The organism is Candidatus Gillettellia adelgis (assembly GCA_020541285.1).
GTDB lineage: Bacteria > Pseudomonadota > Gammaproteobacteria > Enterobacterales > Enterobacteriaceae > Gillettellia > Gillettellia adelgis.
On the sequence record CP047043.1, the window covers coordinates 1,206,782 to 1,222,394 of the forward strand.

The window sequence follows — 15,613 nt, forward strand, 5'->3', positions numbered from 1 at the left end:
GGATTCGAGGTAGAGCAACCAACGTCTTACTAACAATAATAGCAATGTATTACCCCACCTGATAACTGTGAATATACAACATGTTCATCGTTTCTTACACGACACCCTGACCGATAATACCCGCATTACTATGAAGAGTCATTGGAAAGATTGTATAACTCTGGATATCATCTAGATGACCAGATTGAGCACATGCTACACTCCAAAAATACCAGGATGATAATTTTCCACTGCAAACAAGAACGCACTCACGTTTAAGTGAATAATCTTATTCTTAGTTTTATATCGAATTAAAAACCCTCATAGTACTTCATGTTACTAGTGAGGAAACATTTCTCGCGCTTACTAACAAATTCATCGAATAAGTCCAACGGCTTTTTACTCGATACATTAATCAACACATTCAAACCAACATGATAAGAAATGGTAAGCACCACTTTCACGCACTCCATACTTACTCGCATCACATCTTCTTCCTTTGAAAATAGATGCTTATGTTTCACCACCGGATAATGAGAGATGTCTGCACTATAAAACTGAACATTTAATAGTATGTACAATCTTTCACGACAACTATTTTAGGAAAGAAAACTTCTTATCGCAGGTAAAGCTAGCAGTCTATACCACTGATGCAATACATTGATGAAGCCAGAATTTTCTTTAATATTAGTAAGATACATATGCTCAGTACTAACTTGACTACAATTAATTCTCTGTAGTACGATATATAGATCATCTAGATTTACAGTTATCTTTTTTATGATAAAACAATCTATATAAAAGGTTTCCTAACGATCGATTGTTAGTGAAATCATGATCGCCCAAGCAAGGTCAATTACCTTCTTCGAACGTTACAAGCCAGAAAGGACTACCAGTATTTTTGTGACCATAAAAATCGGATGATATGGATAATCTTTAATGCATGACTTTATTTGGCACATGCTGCAAGAGCTGTAACAGTAATGCTATAAAGCCTAACTTCTTTCCGTGATATACAGAATCGATTCTGTATTTTTTAAATATAACTGATCATACCTATGTCCTATAGGTAATCATTAAAATAAATAACAGCTATCTTCAAAAACAGTAGAAGCAGTTAAAAGATTTTTATGAATTTACTTTGTATAAGTGTAATTCGCTACCGATAGATAGAAGACATTCGGGGTAAGCCTTCATTATATTTTCCTTTATCATATTTCCTTATCATGACTACTTAAACTGTAGCACCTACAGTTTCTCTATAGTTAATATAGACTATTATGAGATTTATAGCATAATAGTTGCAATTAACGTAATAAATATCGTGTGCTACATACGATTGTGCGGCTTATCTAAGCGGTACGAAATAAATAATATTTATCATTGTAAAGTTTTATTTTTATAAAATAATTCTAAAGTTTATGGAATATACTAGTCTGTATAACACCGTATAATTATACATCATTTTATCGGTATTCTTGTTGTTAATATATAATATTTCACGAATAGTGACCGCTGCGTCTGAGTAATTCGGCATACATTGTTTAATTCATTTAGCTTCACACTACATTTTACTTATCAAACGTCTAATATCACTATAGTGTTTTATGATATAATTTATTTATAGTAACTAACCACCCTAAGTAAATCAGTAATATCCCGCCCGGCATGATTTATAATGCTCTCCGCACACTCCAAAAATACTTTACTATTTCACATAACTAGCGCTTTAGCGGCTACTGATCTTTATTCATGTTTCTCTTTATATAATAGATGTGCACATTATAATAAATGTGCACATCTAAGAGTATTATGTAGATAATATAAGAGTTATTTAGTCGCCATATCATATAAATACTCAAAGAGTATCACTAAAACTTCTAGACCATTCACAGCGCATTTAAAATTCGCATTCACTCTAGTGGTAAACATCACACTAGATCACTAATATATGGACAAACAAGTTTAATGCCACTACGCAAAATACGTACTTACTTTTAAGATATAAGTAACTATGCCAAGCTAAGTTTAATCTGACTCTAGGAACGGGCAATAACTGTCAGGAATATTAAAAGTTACAACACGTTCATTGTCTCTAAGTGTATGTTAGAAAATTTTCGCAGAATATCTAAAATTGCCTCCACTATAATTACCTGAACACCCGATGATTTTTCTGTACCTTTATTACTTCGAATAAAATATAAAACTCTTAAGGGAAACAGAACGATACAATAGCATAAAGACTTTTAGTAAAGTACTCTGAATAACACGCATAGTATACGATTTATCACCGTAAAATGTTCTTAGAAGTAACTATTTACTATGAATGCTAAAATTTAGTGCGAAATATAATCAAGTATTGCGTGTGGAATGTATTGACTAGAAAAAATTACAGTCAGTTAAATAATAAAAATATAATAGCCTTTAAAAAACTTACATTTTCTGCTGACAAACATTATGATCATTGCTTTATGCATATAATTTTAATTAAAATTTATCTTCATCCTTTTAAATTTTAATGCAGCAGTCAATATTTTTTCATAAAATCCTCTATATGAGCCTTACTTGAAGTAATTGGGAGGTAGAATATGCAGTTTTTAAATATAACAGAATTATATTCTCGAACGTATTATTATACAGATTATAAATAGCACGTTATAGAAGCTTTACTTTTACTATTATTTCACTTGAAATATCACTTAACTGTATAATCGCTGCGTCATGAAGTTACTCGTTATAATATATGATATTCGCATAACTATTACGTTTATTTTTACACTATGCTATATCAATAACATTCACAACATCTGTTAATTGACTTAGCTATATCATAGTTAATATGATGTATATTTAACATAAATTAAATATAGCATCGATGTGCTATGGTGTGAAAATACTTGTTCTCATGCATTTGTTTATGAACCCTATTGTCTTTATAAGACTGACTAATAATACCGTACGCTCAGGTACACTTAATTCACTTGAGTCGACATGCTTGAGTACTAAACATACTATTAATTTTGTTGGATAATTACCTTTATAAAGAATTATCGTCACTGCTTACATGATCGAATAAATTGTTCTAGTTACGATAAAACGTAACACGATCGTGACTATTGCACATATCAAATGCATTGCTCAGTACGTTACTTTGCACTACTTAAATGCACTGTACTTAATCTATTGATCGCATATATATTTTCTGTGAATTTTACCGTATTACCTTTTCCCCGAGAGAAATCTCACTATATGTCAGTGTTGTTTTTATATCATATAAACATAATCAAGAGCAGACTAAATCCATTATTCTTTTACTGCATTTCATGGGCTGCCATATATTTCAATTGCGCTGTCGTACTGTATGAATATAATGCATGAGACGATTGTTATTACTTCAGTGATTGCAAGTCAGTTATTATAATATAGCTACTTTGTCATATTTAGTATAATCTAATAGATAGACGATTGTTAGTGTATTCACTTAACAATCACTTTCGTAGTTAAGACGAGAATTGTCAGATAATGATTAAATGCTATAGTTTATACTATACTTAGATAGTCAACAGAACGATGTATATTAAAATTTAATTTGCTATTATTGAAATATGCACTGATATTTTGATATATACAAAGCATATAAAAGCAAAGATTTTAATTAATCATGCCAAAGTTACACCTCTTAGTAAATAAGAAGAATAGCGTTGTTGATTTTACATGCTTGCTTATCGCATCATTTAAAACACAAGAGATCGAACTTTGCTTTCTATTGATCAAAAATTTTAACTGTCATTATAACGACATACAGCTTGATTCTTAAAAGGAATGGCGTTAATTATGATGAGGATAAAGCACAGGGTTTGCGCTATATAACATACTTTAAATTAACAGTAAAAATGCAAGAACCAATTATTCTGTAAGTCATTTACACATCATGCTTACTGGAATATCAGTAAACCGGGGAGTTCAATACATTAATACGTGTCAATTGTACTAACTACTGACTGTAATTAGTAGGAAGTCAAGAATATACAAATTCCAATATGACCGGAGTATATCACACAAACATATAAACTCTCTGATATCAACATTCTTTAAGTTCTTTATTTGACAGCCTTCATACGATAATCTCACTGTTCTATTATTATATAGACTGAAAGCTTATCCCATAAACTATTTTATTGTTCTTTTAGATTTAATAGTACTGACAATATTTACTGACTATATGTAGGATGTGGTTAATTTATATTATTCTGTTCGAGAAGAGCATAAATAAGTACACCTATTACGATAAACTCTGAAGATGCAGAGATAAGTTTTTCAGATTTATAATCGATAATATAACATACTATCATATTTAGAAAGATGGTATTTATTGAACCGGCTGATATGTACAGAAAATTTATAGTATCATAAATAGGCTTCCAAATAATGCACCCATTGCACTATAAATAGCATATATCTAGCTGTGTTTACTTACCCTCGTTACTTACTCATGTAAGCGTTTAAAAATTCATGCATCTCATTTTAAACTTCAGCCTAAAATCCAGAACACGCGCTGTTTTAGTTAACTCCAGACCAATGGTTGCTTTATTGAGATTTTATTAAAACTAAAAGCACAACGCAGACGCATATTGTGTCTGTTACTTTTACATCATACAGTAGATTTTATAAAAATTCCGCACCTATAAGGAGCGTTAATATGCACCACCAGATAAAGAGTTTAGTTGACGTCCATGACATGAGTTTCTCACGTGGTGATCGACTAATATTCAAAGAAGTTAACCTGACGATTTCTTATCATAAAATAACAGCAATTATGGGACCGTCAGGTATTGGTAAAACTACGCTACTTCGCCTGATTGGTGGCCAACTGATACCGGATCGGGGAGCAATCTGGTTTGATGGTGTTAACATTCCCGCACTATCCCGCCATCAATTATATAATACGCGAAAAAAAATGAGTATGCTATTTCAAACAAGCGCACTATTTACTGATTTAACAATCTTTGAAAATGTCGCCTTTCCATTACGAGCGCATAGTCAGCTACCAGAGCCTCTTTTACGCAGTACGGTACTAATGAAGTTAGAGACAGTCGGATTACGTGGTGCAGCTGCATTAATGCCTAATGAATTATCTGGTGGAATGGCACGGCGTGCTGCGCTAGCAAGAGCAATTGCGCTAGATCCGCAATTAATAATGTTCGATGAACCTTTTATCGGTCAAGATCCGATTACCATGGGCGTCCTGGTAAAATTAATTGACGCACTGAACTATATTCTAGGTATTACTTGTATCATAGTATCGCATGATGTGCCAGAGGTGTTAAGTATCGCCGACTACGCTTATATCATCGCTGATCATGGAGTCATCGCTCAAGGCACGACACAGCAACTCCATCAGAATCCTGATAAACGCGTACGTCAGTTCTTGGATGGGATTGCCGATGGTCCGGTACCATTTCATTATCCAGCTGGAGACTATCAATCCGAGCTTTTAGGTTTAGGGAGTAACTAAATTCATGTTATTAAAGGTATTAGTCTCATTAGGACGAAGGGGCACCGATATTAGTGCCAGCTTTGGACGTGCTGGGCTAATGTTATTTAATGCTCTTATTGTTCAACCAGAGGCGCGCAAACAGTGGCCACTGTTATTAAAGCAACTATACAATATCGGTGCACAATCATTGCTTATTATTATAATTTCTGGCTTATTTATCGGTATGGTGTTAGGACTGCAAGGTTATATCGTTCTGATAACTTATAGTGCTGAAGCTAGTCTAGGTATGATGGTGGCATTATCATTACTACGTGAGCTAGGACCAGTAGTGACCGCATTACTGTTTGCTGGACGCGCTGGCTCAGCACTGACTGCAGAAATCGGAATGATGAAGGCAACCGAACAAATTTCTAGCCTCGAGATGATGGCCATAGATCCTTTACGATATATCGTAGCACCGCGTTTTTGGGCGGGTTTAATTAGTATGCCACTATTGACAATGATCTTTATTGCACTGGGTATTTGGGGTAGTGCTATTGTGGGAATAGACTGGAAAAGTATTAATAGTGGTTTCTTTTGGTCAGCCATGCAAAGTACTGTGGTATGGAAAAAAGATGTCCTTAACTGCCTAATTAAAAGCATAGTATTTGCTATTAACATCACTTGGATTGCTATCTTTAATGGGTATGATGCTGTACCAACCTCTATTGGAATTAGTCAGGCAACTACCAACACCGTGGTATATTCATCATTAGCGGTATTGGGATTAGATTTTGTAATGACAGCACTGATGTTTGGGAATTGATTCAATGCAAACAAAGAAAAGTGAAATCTGGGTCGGGGCATTTATGTTAATTTCGCTATGTTCCACAATCTTTATCTGCTTACAGGCAGCGAATATTAAGTGGATAAGTAATAAACCAACGTACCGTATCTATGCGACTTTTGATAATATCGGTGAACTAAAAGTACAGTCGCCTGTAAAAATCGGAGGAGTAGTCATTGGCCGCATATCCGAGATTGAGCTTGATATCAAAACTTATACACCGCGAGTAACACTAGAAATTCAGGGAAAATATAATAAAATCCCAGATACTAGCTCTTTGTCGATTCGCACCGCTGGTTTATTAGGAGAACAGTATTTAGCATTTAATTTAGGTTTTGAAGACCCTATGATAGGTACTACCCTACTGAAAAACGGCGAAACTGTGCAGGACACTAAGTCAGCCATAGTTCTAGAAGACCTGATAGGCCAACTTCTCTATAAAAGCAGTTGTACTCAGCGCAGTGATTTGACTACTAATACAGCAACGCCCCCACTTATGTCAACTAGTCCTTAAATAAGGAATCTGATATGTTTAAATTTTTATCAATAGTAGCATTACTAATGATTATGCCGCTAGCCAAAGCAATTGATCAAGCTAATCCATACAATCTTATGCAAGATGCAACCAAAAAAACCTTTAATCGACTTAAAACTGAACAAATAAAAATTCAGCAAAACCCTAACTATTTGAGTACTATTGTACATCAGGAGCTTATGCCGTTTGTTCACGTTAAATATATTGGAGCATTAGTGCTAGGTCGCTATTATAAAGAAACAACATTGGAAGAACGTGAAATGTATTTCACCGCCTTACAAACTTATCTAGAAAAAGCTTATGGTCAAGCAATCGCAATGTACTATGGACAAAATTATCTGATTTCTCCTGAAAGACCCCTGGGCAATGCTAATATTGTAACAATCCGCGTAATTATTATTAATAATAACGGTCGCCCACCCGCACGTCTAGATTTTCAATGGCGTAAAAATACAAAAACCGGTTATTGGCAAGCATATGACATGATCGCTGAAGGTGTGAGTATGATTACTAGTAAGCAAAACGAGTGGGCTGCGACATTAAGAACTCAAGGTGTTAGTGGTTTAACTAAACAGTTACAAACCGCTGCGGCTCAGCTAATTATTTTAGATAAACATAATTGATGTCAACAGCACTTATCTATGAATCGCAGTCAAAAAAATTAATCCTACGCGGCGTGTTAGACAGGGACACACTCTTGCCGTTATGGCGGCAAAGAGACAAATTATTAGTAAATAAAACTGAAATTAATGTAACACACTTAAAAGAAGTGGATCCCGCCGGATTAGCATGTTTAATTCATCTACGTGCATATCAATACCAGCAAGGTGTTGAGTTAAAAATTTCCGGTACTAGCAGTCGACTAAAAAAACTGATGGCATTGTATAATCTTACTACAATTATGCTTGGTGATGCTGGTACACAACACATTTCCCTGTTATAATATAATATAATTTATACTAACCAAAATTTAAAAGAAGTTTTAAACAAATATAAATAACATATGAATACATACAATCCTTATACCATCTTAGATAGCCAGGTAATTTAGTTTTTAAGCATGCAGACAAACTAAAGATCAGTAGAAAATAGACTCCAGACAGTATCAGAATACGCTAATCAAATGTACGTTTCCTTTAATTTGCTGTATGCTTAGTATAATTTTAGAATTAAAAACTATGACGAATAATGATATAAGAAATATACTTATGCAAGCATTAGCGCTTGATGAAGTACATATCACAAGTGAAAATAATCACTTTCAAATAATTGCAGTAGGTGAAATGTTTGCTGCTATGAGTCGCGTTAAAAAACAACAAACAGTTTATGCACCCCTGATGGAATATATTACAGATAACCACATTCATGCTGTCTCAATTAAAGCATATACCCCAAAAGAATGGCAGAAAGACAAAAAACTTAACGGATTTTAAGGTGTTTTACCTTTGTAAAAAAATCGATATCTAGTTAGACCATAGAGACTATAAATGGATAAATTTCTTGTGCAAGGACGAACTCGTCTAAGTGGTGAAGTATCTATTTCTGGAGCTAAAAACGCTGCTCTACCCATATTGTTTTCTGCCCTCCTAGCAGAAGAGCCAGTGGAACTTCATAACATTCCAAAACTCAAAGATATCGATACTACTATTAAGCTACTAAGACATTTAGGTACTAAAATTAAAAATAATGGTTCAATACATATTGATACTAGTGGTATCAATAAGTTTTGCGCATCTTATGATTTGGTAAAAACCATGCGCGCATCTATCTGGTCACTAGGACCGTTAGTTGCGCGTTTTGGTCGAGGACAGGTTTCTCTACCTGGCGGCTGCGCAATTGGTGCACGTCCTGTCGATTTACATATTAGCGGTCTAGAACAACTCGGTGCTACAATAAAATTAGAAGAAGGTTACGTTAAAGCTTCTGTGGTGGGCCGTTTAAGAGGAGCGCGTATTGTGATGAATAAGGTAAGCGTTGGTGCAACTGTAACCATCATGAGTGCCGCAACCCTAGCCATCGGCACTACTATTATTGAAAATGCTGCACGCGAGCCAGAAATTGTTGATACCGCCAATTTCCTTAACATGTTAGGAGCAAAAATTAGCAATTCTGGTAACAGTACAATTACTATTCAAGGCGTAAAACGCCTTGGCGGTGGTGTATATCGCGTGCTTGCTGATCGCATTGAAACCGGTACTTTTTTGATTGCTGCTGCAGTTTCTCGTGGCAAAGTACTGTGTCGAAATACTTGCCCAGATGCATTACATTCCGTATTATCTAAGCTACATGAAGCGGGTGCAGACATAGATCTGGGTAAGGATTGGATTAGTCTGAATATGCACGGCCAACGCCCAACAGCAGTCACGGTATTTACTGAGCCCTATCCTGGTTTTCCGACTGATATGCAAGCTCAGTTTAGTTTATTAAACTTAGTTGCTAAGGGTACTAGTATAATTACTGAAACTATTTTCGAAAATCGTTTTATGCATATACCAGAGCTAATCCGCATGGGCGCACAAGCAAACATTCAAAACAACACGGTGATTTGCCATGGTGTTGAGCACCTGTGCGGTGCTCAAGTAATGGCAACTGATCTACGCGCTTCCGCTAGTCTCGTAGTAGCAGGTTGCATCGCAGATGGTACCACTATTGTTGATCGTATTTATCATATTGATCGTGGTTATGAACACATTGAAGACAAACTTTGCGCACTAGGAGCAAATATTAAACGCATGTAAAGTATACAACCACACTTCAGATAACACTCTTAATAGTTATTAAACTATTGTGGTTTATTGAATATGTATTATCCCTTCATACTAAGTTATCGTGTGTTATCTATTATAGATAACGGTGGCAATGTATTTATATTAATATAATCAACATGTTGCAAATAACGTGGAAGTTGTGTACCTTTTTGGCCACGCTCACCGCGAAATTTTTTGAGTTCTTCCGGTTTTAACGTTAGCTTTCGTTTGCCTCTATATAAAGTAATAGACATTTGCGATGATAAAACAAATAACCACAACACCTTATCGTTTTTGGTTACCTCCTTCACCGATGAAATAGATATAATCTTCTTACCCTTGCCTTTTGATATTTGTGGAAGATCTGTAATTGGGAACATTAACATACGCCCAGCTGCAGTAATTGATAATAGCATATTATGCACACTATCGATTTTTATGGGTGGTAGTACCTTAGCGTAGTCCGGTAAAGTAATTACCGTTTTACCAGCACGATTACGCGATACTAAATCATTAAAAATGCAAATAAACCCATAGCCAGCATCAGAAGACACTAATATTCTCTGATCATCGTGCGCCATTAAAACTTGTTCGATTATAGCGCCAGGCGGTAACATCAACTTACTACTAAGTAGTTCATATTGTCCGCGCCCCCAAGGTAGCGTTACTGGATCAAGCGCATAGCTACGCCCAGTAGAGTCTATAAATACTATCCACTGATTGCTCTTACCATGAGCTGCACTATAAAAGCTATCACCACTTTTATAATGCAACTCACCTAATTCTATGTCGTGCCCTTTTATAATACGTACCCAACCCATCCTTGATAGCACAACAGTCACCGATTCAGGCGGTAAAACATCATACTTATTCATCGCGTGAGCTGCTTTTCGCTCAAAAAGAGGTGATTGGCGATCGTCGCCATAGGCATATGCAGCAGATTGGATCTCTTTTTTAAGTAGGGCATTTAATTGGAGATTAGAGGCTAACAGTGCTTGTAGTTGATCTCGCTCTTTCGCTAAAGCATCCTGCTGAGTGCGCATTTTAGATTCTTCTAAATTAGCTAAATGTCGCAGTTTCATATCTAGAATCGCTTCCGTTTGAGCTTTAGATAGACTGAAACTCTTCATTAATAGTGATGTAGGTTCATCCTCAATACGGATAATATGAATTACCTGATTAAGCTTGAAGAAAGCGACTAATAAACCTTCAAGCAAATGCAGAGATTGTATGACTTTCTCAAGACGATCGTTAATTCGGCGACGCACTGTATCACGTCGGTAGGTAAGCCATTCAGTTAAAATTTCTACTAACCCTTTTACTTTTGGACGACTATCTAAACCAATCATGTTCATATTAACGCGATAGCTACGCTCTAAATCTGTAATAGCAAATAAATGATTCATTACTTGCTCTATATCCATGCAACTTGCATGCAATACAATAACTAGACGTGTTAAATTTTTGTGATCTGATTCATCACGAAAATCCTTGACCATCGGCAGTTTTTTGGCGCGCATCTGATTAGCCATTTGCTCCAGGAGTTTTGCTCCGGAAACCTGGTATGGCAATGCAGTGATCACTACATTATTATCTTCCTTTTTCCAAATTGCGCGCATGCGCACTGAACCACGACCATACTGATAAATTTTATGTATTTCATGACGCAAAGAGATAATCTCAGCTTTAGTAGGAAAATCTGGCCCTTGGATAAAGACGAGCAAATCTTCAAGCGAAGATTCCGGATTATCAATTAGTGCAACTATAGCGGCGGCTATTTCATGTACGTTGTGTGATGGGATATCAGTTGTCATACCAACAGCGATTCCAGTAGTGCCATTAAGCAAAATATTCGGTAAACATGCTGGTAATATCTTTGGTTCCTGGAGAGTCCCGTCAAAATTTGGTATCCAGTCGACGGTGCCATGACGCAACTCAGATAGCAGGACATCTGCATATTTAGATAATCGAGATTCAGTATAACGCATAGCGGCAAAAGATTTAGGATCATCTGGTGCTCCCCAGTTTCCTTGACCATCCACTAGTGGATAGCGATATGAAAATGGCTGTGCCATTAACACCATAGCTTCATAGCATGAACTGTCGCCATGCGGATGGTATTTACCCAGTACATCACCTATAGTACGGGCAGATTTTTTAAATTTAGCGCGATTATTTAGCTCTAACTGAGACATAGCGTAAATAATACGGCGTTGTACAGGTTTTAACCCATCACCAATACATGGCAATGCTCGATCCATGATCACATACATAGAATAATGTAGATAAGCATTTTCAGTAAATGAGTGTAGTGGTAAACGCTCTATATCATCATGCGTTAGATCACTCATTATTTTAATATCCTTAAAGCATACTATGATAAAATTTCTTCGGACAACATTAGAGTCATTTTGCTAAATATAATAACCTTTTAAAATGTCGCCCTATATAGGCAGTATAGTAGTAACTATAAGCTAAGAGTTAAAATTTAATGATTAATTATACTTTTTCTTGTTAAGATTTTATTCAGAAAATACTTTTAAATATTTTTCTAAAATCTTATCCTTCTTCGACCAGCAATCATAATACCTTGAGAATAAATTTTATCATTACATTTTGATTGCTTAGATACTATAAGAACAATAACATGTCGGAATTGCTTAAGTAGGAAATTCAGCTATATGTCCTTTATTGTTTAACCAATGACGGCGATCGTCTGTTCGCTTCTTGGCGAATAACATATCCATTATTGCAAGTGTTTGCAATAAATTTCCAGTATTCATTGTTAATTGAACTAAACGGCGTGTATGTGGATTGAGTGTAGTTTCTCGTAATTGATCTGGATTCATCTCACCTAGTCCTTTGAACCGCTGGACGTTTACTTTTCTTTTCTTATATTTAAGTTTTTCTAATAGATGTATTTTTTCTTGTTCGTCTAAAACATAGTACACCTCTTTACCAAGATCAATACGATATAGCGGAGGCATCGCCACATGCACATATCCACCTTTTACTAACACACTAAAGTGACGCACGAACAACGCACAAAGTAGTGCGGCAATATGCAAACCATCTGAATCTGCATCCGCTAACATACAGATTTTACCATAGCGCAATGCGCTAAGATCTGCGTTATTTGGATGAATACCTATCGCTACAGAAATATCATATACTTCTCGAGAGGCTAATACTTCATCAGCCGACACTTCCCACGTGTTAAGGATCTTGCCTTTTAGCGGCATGATTGCTTGGTATTCACGGTCTCTTGCCTGTTTAGCAGATCCACCGGCCGAGTCCCCTTCCACCAAAAAGAGTTCAGTTATGTTGCGATCCTGTGAGGTACAATCCGCTAGTTTACCTGGCAAAGCTGGTCCACTGATTGATTTTTTGCGCACTATCTTCTTAGTCTTACGCAGACGACACTGGGCGCTGCAGATTGCTAATGCAGCTAATTTTTCTGCCATATGAACATTCTGGTTAAGCCATAAGATAAAGGCGTTTTTCACTATGCTCGCAACAAAGGCCGTACACTTATATGAGGCTAGTCGCTTTTTAGTTTGTCCAACAAACTGTGGGTCCTGCAATTTTACTGATAAAACATAAGCACAGCGATCCCAAACATCCTCAGCTGATAACTTTATATTACGTGGTAAGATATTACGAGATTCGCAAAACATACACATTGCATGCCATAGACCTTGGCGTAACCCATTGACATGCGTTCCACCCTGCATAGTAGGAATGAGATTAACATAACTTTCAGTCAGTAGATCACCGGAGTCCGGCAGCCACAGGACTGCCCAGTCAACTGCTTCTTTTTCGCTAGTAGATTTACCAATAAACGGTACTTCAGGTAAAGTCGTAAAACCTTTCATTGATTCCATCAAATAATCAAGCAAGCCACTTCGGTAATACCAGCGATACTCGATACTGTGCACTTTATCAATAAAGAAAATTTCAAGTCCTTCGCACAATACTGCTTTTGCTTTTAGCAAATGACTTAAATTCGATACTGAGAAATACGGACTATCAAAAAACTGCTCGTTAGGCCAAAAATGAACGCTCGTTCCGGTATTGCGTTTGCTACAAGTACCGGTCACTTTTAAATCCTGCACCTTATTGCCATTTTCAAAGGCAATCCCGTAAATGTTGCCATGACGCTTGACTTGCACTTCAACCCGCTTAGATAAAGCATTAACTACTGAGATTCCCACTCCATGTAAGCCACCAGAGAACTGGTAATTTTTATTCGAAAATTTACCGCCAGCATGTAGGCGGCATAAAATTAATTCAATTGCTGGTATTCCTTCTTCTAGATGAATATCTACCGGAATACCTCGGCCGTTATCAATCACTTCTAGCGACTGATCAGTATATAAAATCACATCGATACGTTTAGCATATTTAGCTAAAGCTTCATCAATACTGTTATCTATCACTTCTTGGCCAAGATTATTTGGGTTCGTTGTATCCGTATACATACCGGGACGACGGCGCACGGGTTCTAGACCGCTGAGCACTTCAATAGCATCAGCATTATAACTAATTTGAGTCATCGTTAATTATTTTATAGTTCTTAAAAGATAGCGGAATCATCCGATTAGGATGACTGTTTTTCTGCATTTTACAAAGTATTACATTTTAAATTCAATATGTAGTCTCATCACTTATTTAATTAGCTCTGAGAAGAGTCGTAGGCTTTTGCTATTCGAGAATTGAAATCAATCATTCTACTATGCATCTTTTTGAATTAATATTTATTAAGTTATAAGTTATAAAAGGTTTTATATAAAACAGTATGCCTAAGACTAATAAAGAAAAATTTTACCAATTTTTACTATTTATTTAGAAAATCAAGTTCTATCGCACATTTGTTATAGTATTTATATTGCATCCAGTTATTCAAAACGATGTGTCTGTATCAGCGCTACAGTATCGATATAATATAACGTTAACATGTATTATAAGTTAACTTTTCGATCTCTATATGTATTCAGATAATACAAGGTTGACTAAAGCAACTATATCGGTAAATTAATAATTACGATAGGCAGTAAACTTAGATGATTAAAACTAAACAATATAGTAGCCGCTTAATAGCGTACTAATTGCGCTATACATTCTCTCTTTACCCTGCTTTTTTACTAAAACGAGTCATTTAAAAATAACTTTTCTTATACGGCACATCAATAACTCTTATGTATAGAATTTACATGTTGAATAGAAATAGGTTATAATAAAATATACTGATATATTGACACTATCATTAGAGAAGTACAACCGTAAGCAATATGATTCTCATAAAGAATCGAATACATTATGCATGTTAGTCGTTTTAGAAAAAGTCTTTGAATCATAAAATCTTATCTTAAATAACAAAAACACTGTCAGGCTTTTCATGACCGCTGAATAGATGATTTTCTTAGGATGATATATTAGTAGATACAAACATTTGATTATAGAATCCAATGTTTTAAGTGCTAGTGCAATCTTCATGTTAAATATACCTTGTGGTGTATCGAAATCAAGAAAATCAGACAAAGTATGTCACTCGTATCACTATACGCCACATTCTATGGGTGTATATTAATCACAAACTTTATGACATCAGCAGGATAATATCCTATATTATATATATGTTGTTTAATAAAATCTAATGAAACTTATGATAATATCAGCTACTTAACTGTGCTAAAAATATCACATCTATTATACTTATACTACACACGTCAATTATAGTATTATTAAGCGAACCTAATAATAACTCGCTAATGATACTTCAGTACTAGATGATGCTTTATCAAAACTAACATATAGACATTAATAAGCTCACATCTAAATCTTTTTAACTCTTAAGAAATCTTCATGTAGGTTATACAAGTCTTATCTAGTCAAGTTTCTGCTATCTAGATAAATAACTTCCTGATTTATCAGGCGATAATACTATAATTGCTCACTTATATATTAGTGAGCATAGTGATACTCCGCAATCTTATCAAATAATTAAGCGACGTACAACTTTGTTAGCA

At 35.4% G+C, this 15,613-nt stretch carries 9 protein-coding genes; 7 read left to right on the top strand and 2 right to left on the bottom strand.

All coding sequences use genetic code 11. From position 1 onward, the window contains the following. Positions 1-4,678: 4,678 nt before the first annotated feature. From mlaF to murA, 7 genes are all read left to right on the top strand, one after another. Positions 4,679-5,494 carry a phospholipid ABC transporter ATP-binding protein MlaF gene (mlaF, locus tag GIY03_RS02890; protein ID WP_457913629.1) on the top strand — a complete coding sequence of 272 codons (816 nt, stop codon included), beginning with the start codon at positions 4,679-4,681 and terminating at the stop codon, positions 5,492-5,494. Between the two features lie 4 nt (positions 5,495-5,498). Beyond that, positions 5,499-6,281: a lipid asymmetry maintenance ABC transporter permease subunit MlaE gene (mlaE, locus tag GIY03_RS02895; RefSeq protein ID WP_457913630.1), complete on the top strand. Its 783-nt coding sequence runs from the start codon at positions 5,499-5,501 to the stop codon at positions 6,279-6,281. 4 nt (positions 6,282-6,285) lie between these two features. Next, on the top strand, positions 6,286-6,816 hold the full coding sequence (gene mlaD / locus GIY03_RS02900) for an outer membrane lipid asymmetry maintenance protein MlaD (RefSeq protein ID WP_457913631.1): 531 nt from the start codon (positions 6,286-6,288) through the stop codon (positions 6,814-6,816). A gap of 14 nt (positions 6,817-6,830) precedes the next feature. Beyond that, the gene (gene mlaC, locus GIY03_RS02905; RefSeq protein ID WP_457913632.1) at positions 6,831-7,460 is read left to right on the top strand and encodes a phospholipid-binding protein MlaC; all 630 of its coding nucleotides are present in this window, start codon (positions 6,831-6,833) and stop codon (positions 7,458-7,460) included. Next, a complete protein-coding gene (mlaB, locus tag GIY03_RS02910; protein WP_457913633.1) occupies positions 7,460-7,780 on the top strand; it encodes a lipid asymmetry maintenance protein MlaB in 321 nt (106 codons plus the stop codon). Before mlaC ends, mlaB begins: the two co-directional genes overlap by 1 nt. 235 nt (positions 7,781-8,015) lie before the next feature. Continuing rightward, a complete protein-coding gene (gene ibaG / locus GIY03_RS02915; RefSeq protein WP_457913634.1) occupies positions 8,016-8,270 on the top strand; it encodes a BolA family iron metabolism protein IbaG in 255 nt (84 codons plus the stop codon). Between the two features lie 54 nt (positions 8,271-8,324). Beyond that, complete coding sequence (gene murA / locus GIY03_RS02920) at positions 8,325-9,575, top strand: UDP-N-acetylglucosamine 1-carboxyvinyltransferase (RefSeq protein ID WP_457913635.1); 1,251 nt, start codon at positions 8,325-8,327, stop codon at positions 9,573-9,575. Between the two features lie 86 nt (positions 9,576-9,661). On the opposite strand, the gene parC is transcribed toward murA, so the two are convergent. Together parC and parE are read right to left on the bottom strand one after the other, a co-directional pair. Next, positions 9,662-11,935: a DNA topoisomerase IV subunit A gene (gene parC / locus GIY03_RS02925; protein ID WP_457913636.1), complete on the bottom strand. Its 2,274-nt coding sequence runs from the start codon at positions 11,933-11,935 to the stop codon at positions 9,662-9,664. Between the two features lie 309 nt (positions 11,936-12,244). After that, a complete protein-coding gene (parE, locus tag GIY03_RS02930; protein WP_457913637.1) occupies positions 12,245-14,140 on the bottom strand; it encodes a DNA topoisomerase IV subunit B in 1,896 nt (631 codons plus the stop codon). Between the last annotated feature and the right edge of the window lie 1,473 nt (positions 14,141-15,613).

What these genes read in the sequence shown, in the direction of transcription:
- mlaB (WP_457913633.1), top strand. Translation starts at nt 7,460, where the DNA reads ATGTCAACAGCACTTATCTATGAATCGCAGTCAAAAAAATTAATCCTA.
- parE (WP_457913637.1), bottom strand. Translation starts at nt 14,140, where the DNA reads ATGACTCAAATTAGTTATAATGCTGATGCTATTGAAGTGCTCAGCGGT.
- mlaE (WP_457913630.1), top strand. Translation starts at nt 5,499, where the DNA reads ATGTTATTAAAGGTATTAGTCTCATTAGGACGAAGGGGCACCGATATT.
- mlaD (WP_457913631.1), top strand. Translation starts at nt 6,286, where the DNA reads ATGCAAACAAAGAAAAGTGAAATCTGGGTCGGGGCATTTATGTTAATT.
- mlaC (WP_457913632.1), top strand. Translation starts at nt 6,831, where the DNA reads ATGTTTAAATTTTTATCAATAGTAGCATTACTAATGATTATGCCGCTA.
- ibaG (WP_457913634.1), top strand. Translation starts at nt 8,016, where the DNA reads ATGACGAATAATGATATAAGAAATATACTTATGCAAGCATTAGCGCTT.
- parC (WP_457913636.1), bottom strand. Translation starts at nt 11,935, where the DNA reads ATGAGTGATCTAACGCATGATGATATAGAGCGTTTACCACTACACTCA.
- murA (WP_457913635.1), top strand. Translation starts at nt 8,325, where the DNA reads ATGGATAAATTTCTTGTGCAAGGACGAACTCGTCTAAGTGGTGAAGTA.
- mlaF (WP_457913629.1), top strand. Translation starts at nt 4,679, where the DNA reads ATGCACCACCAGATAAAGAGTTTAGTTGACGTCCATGACATGAGTTTC.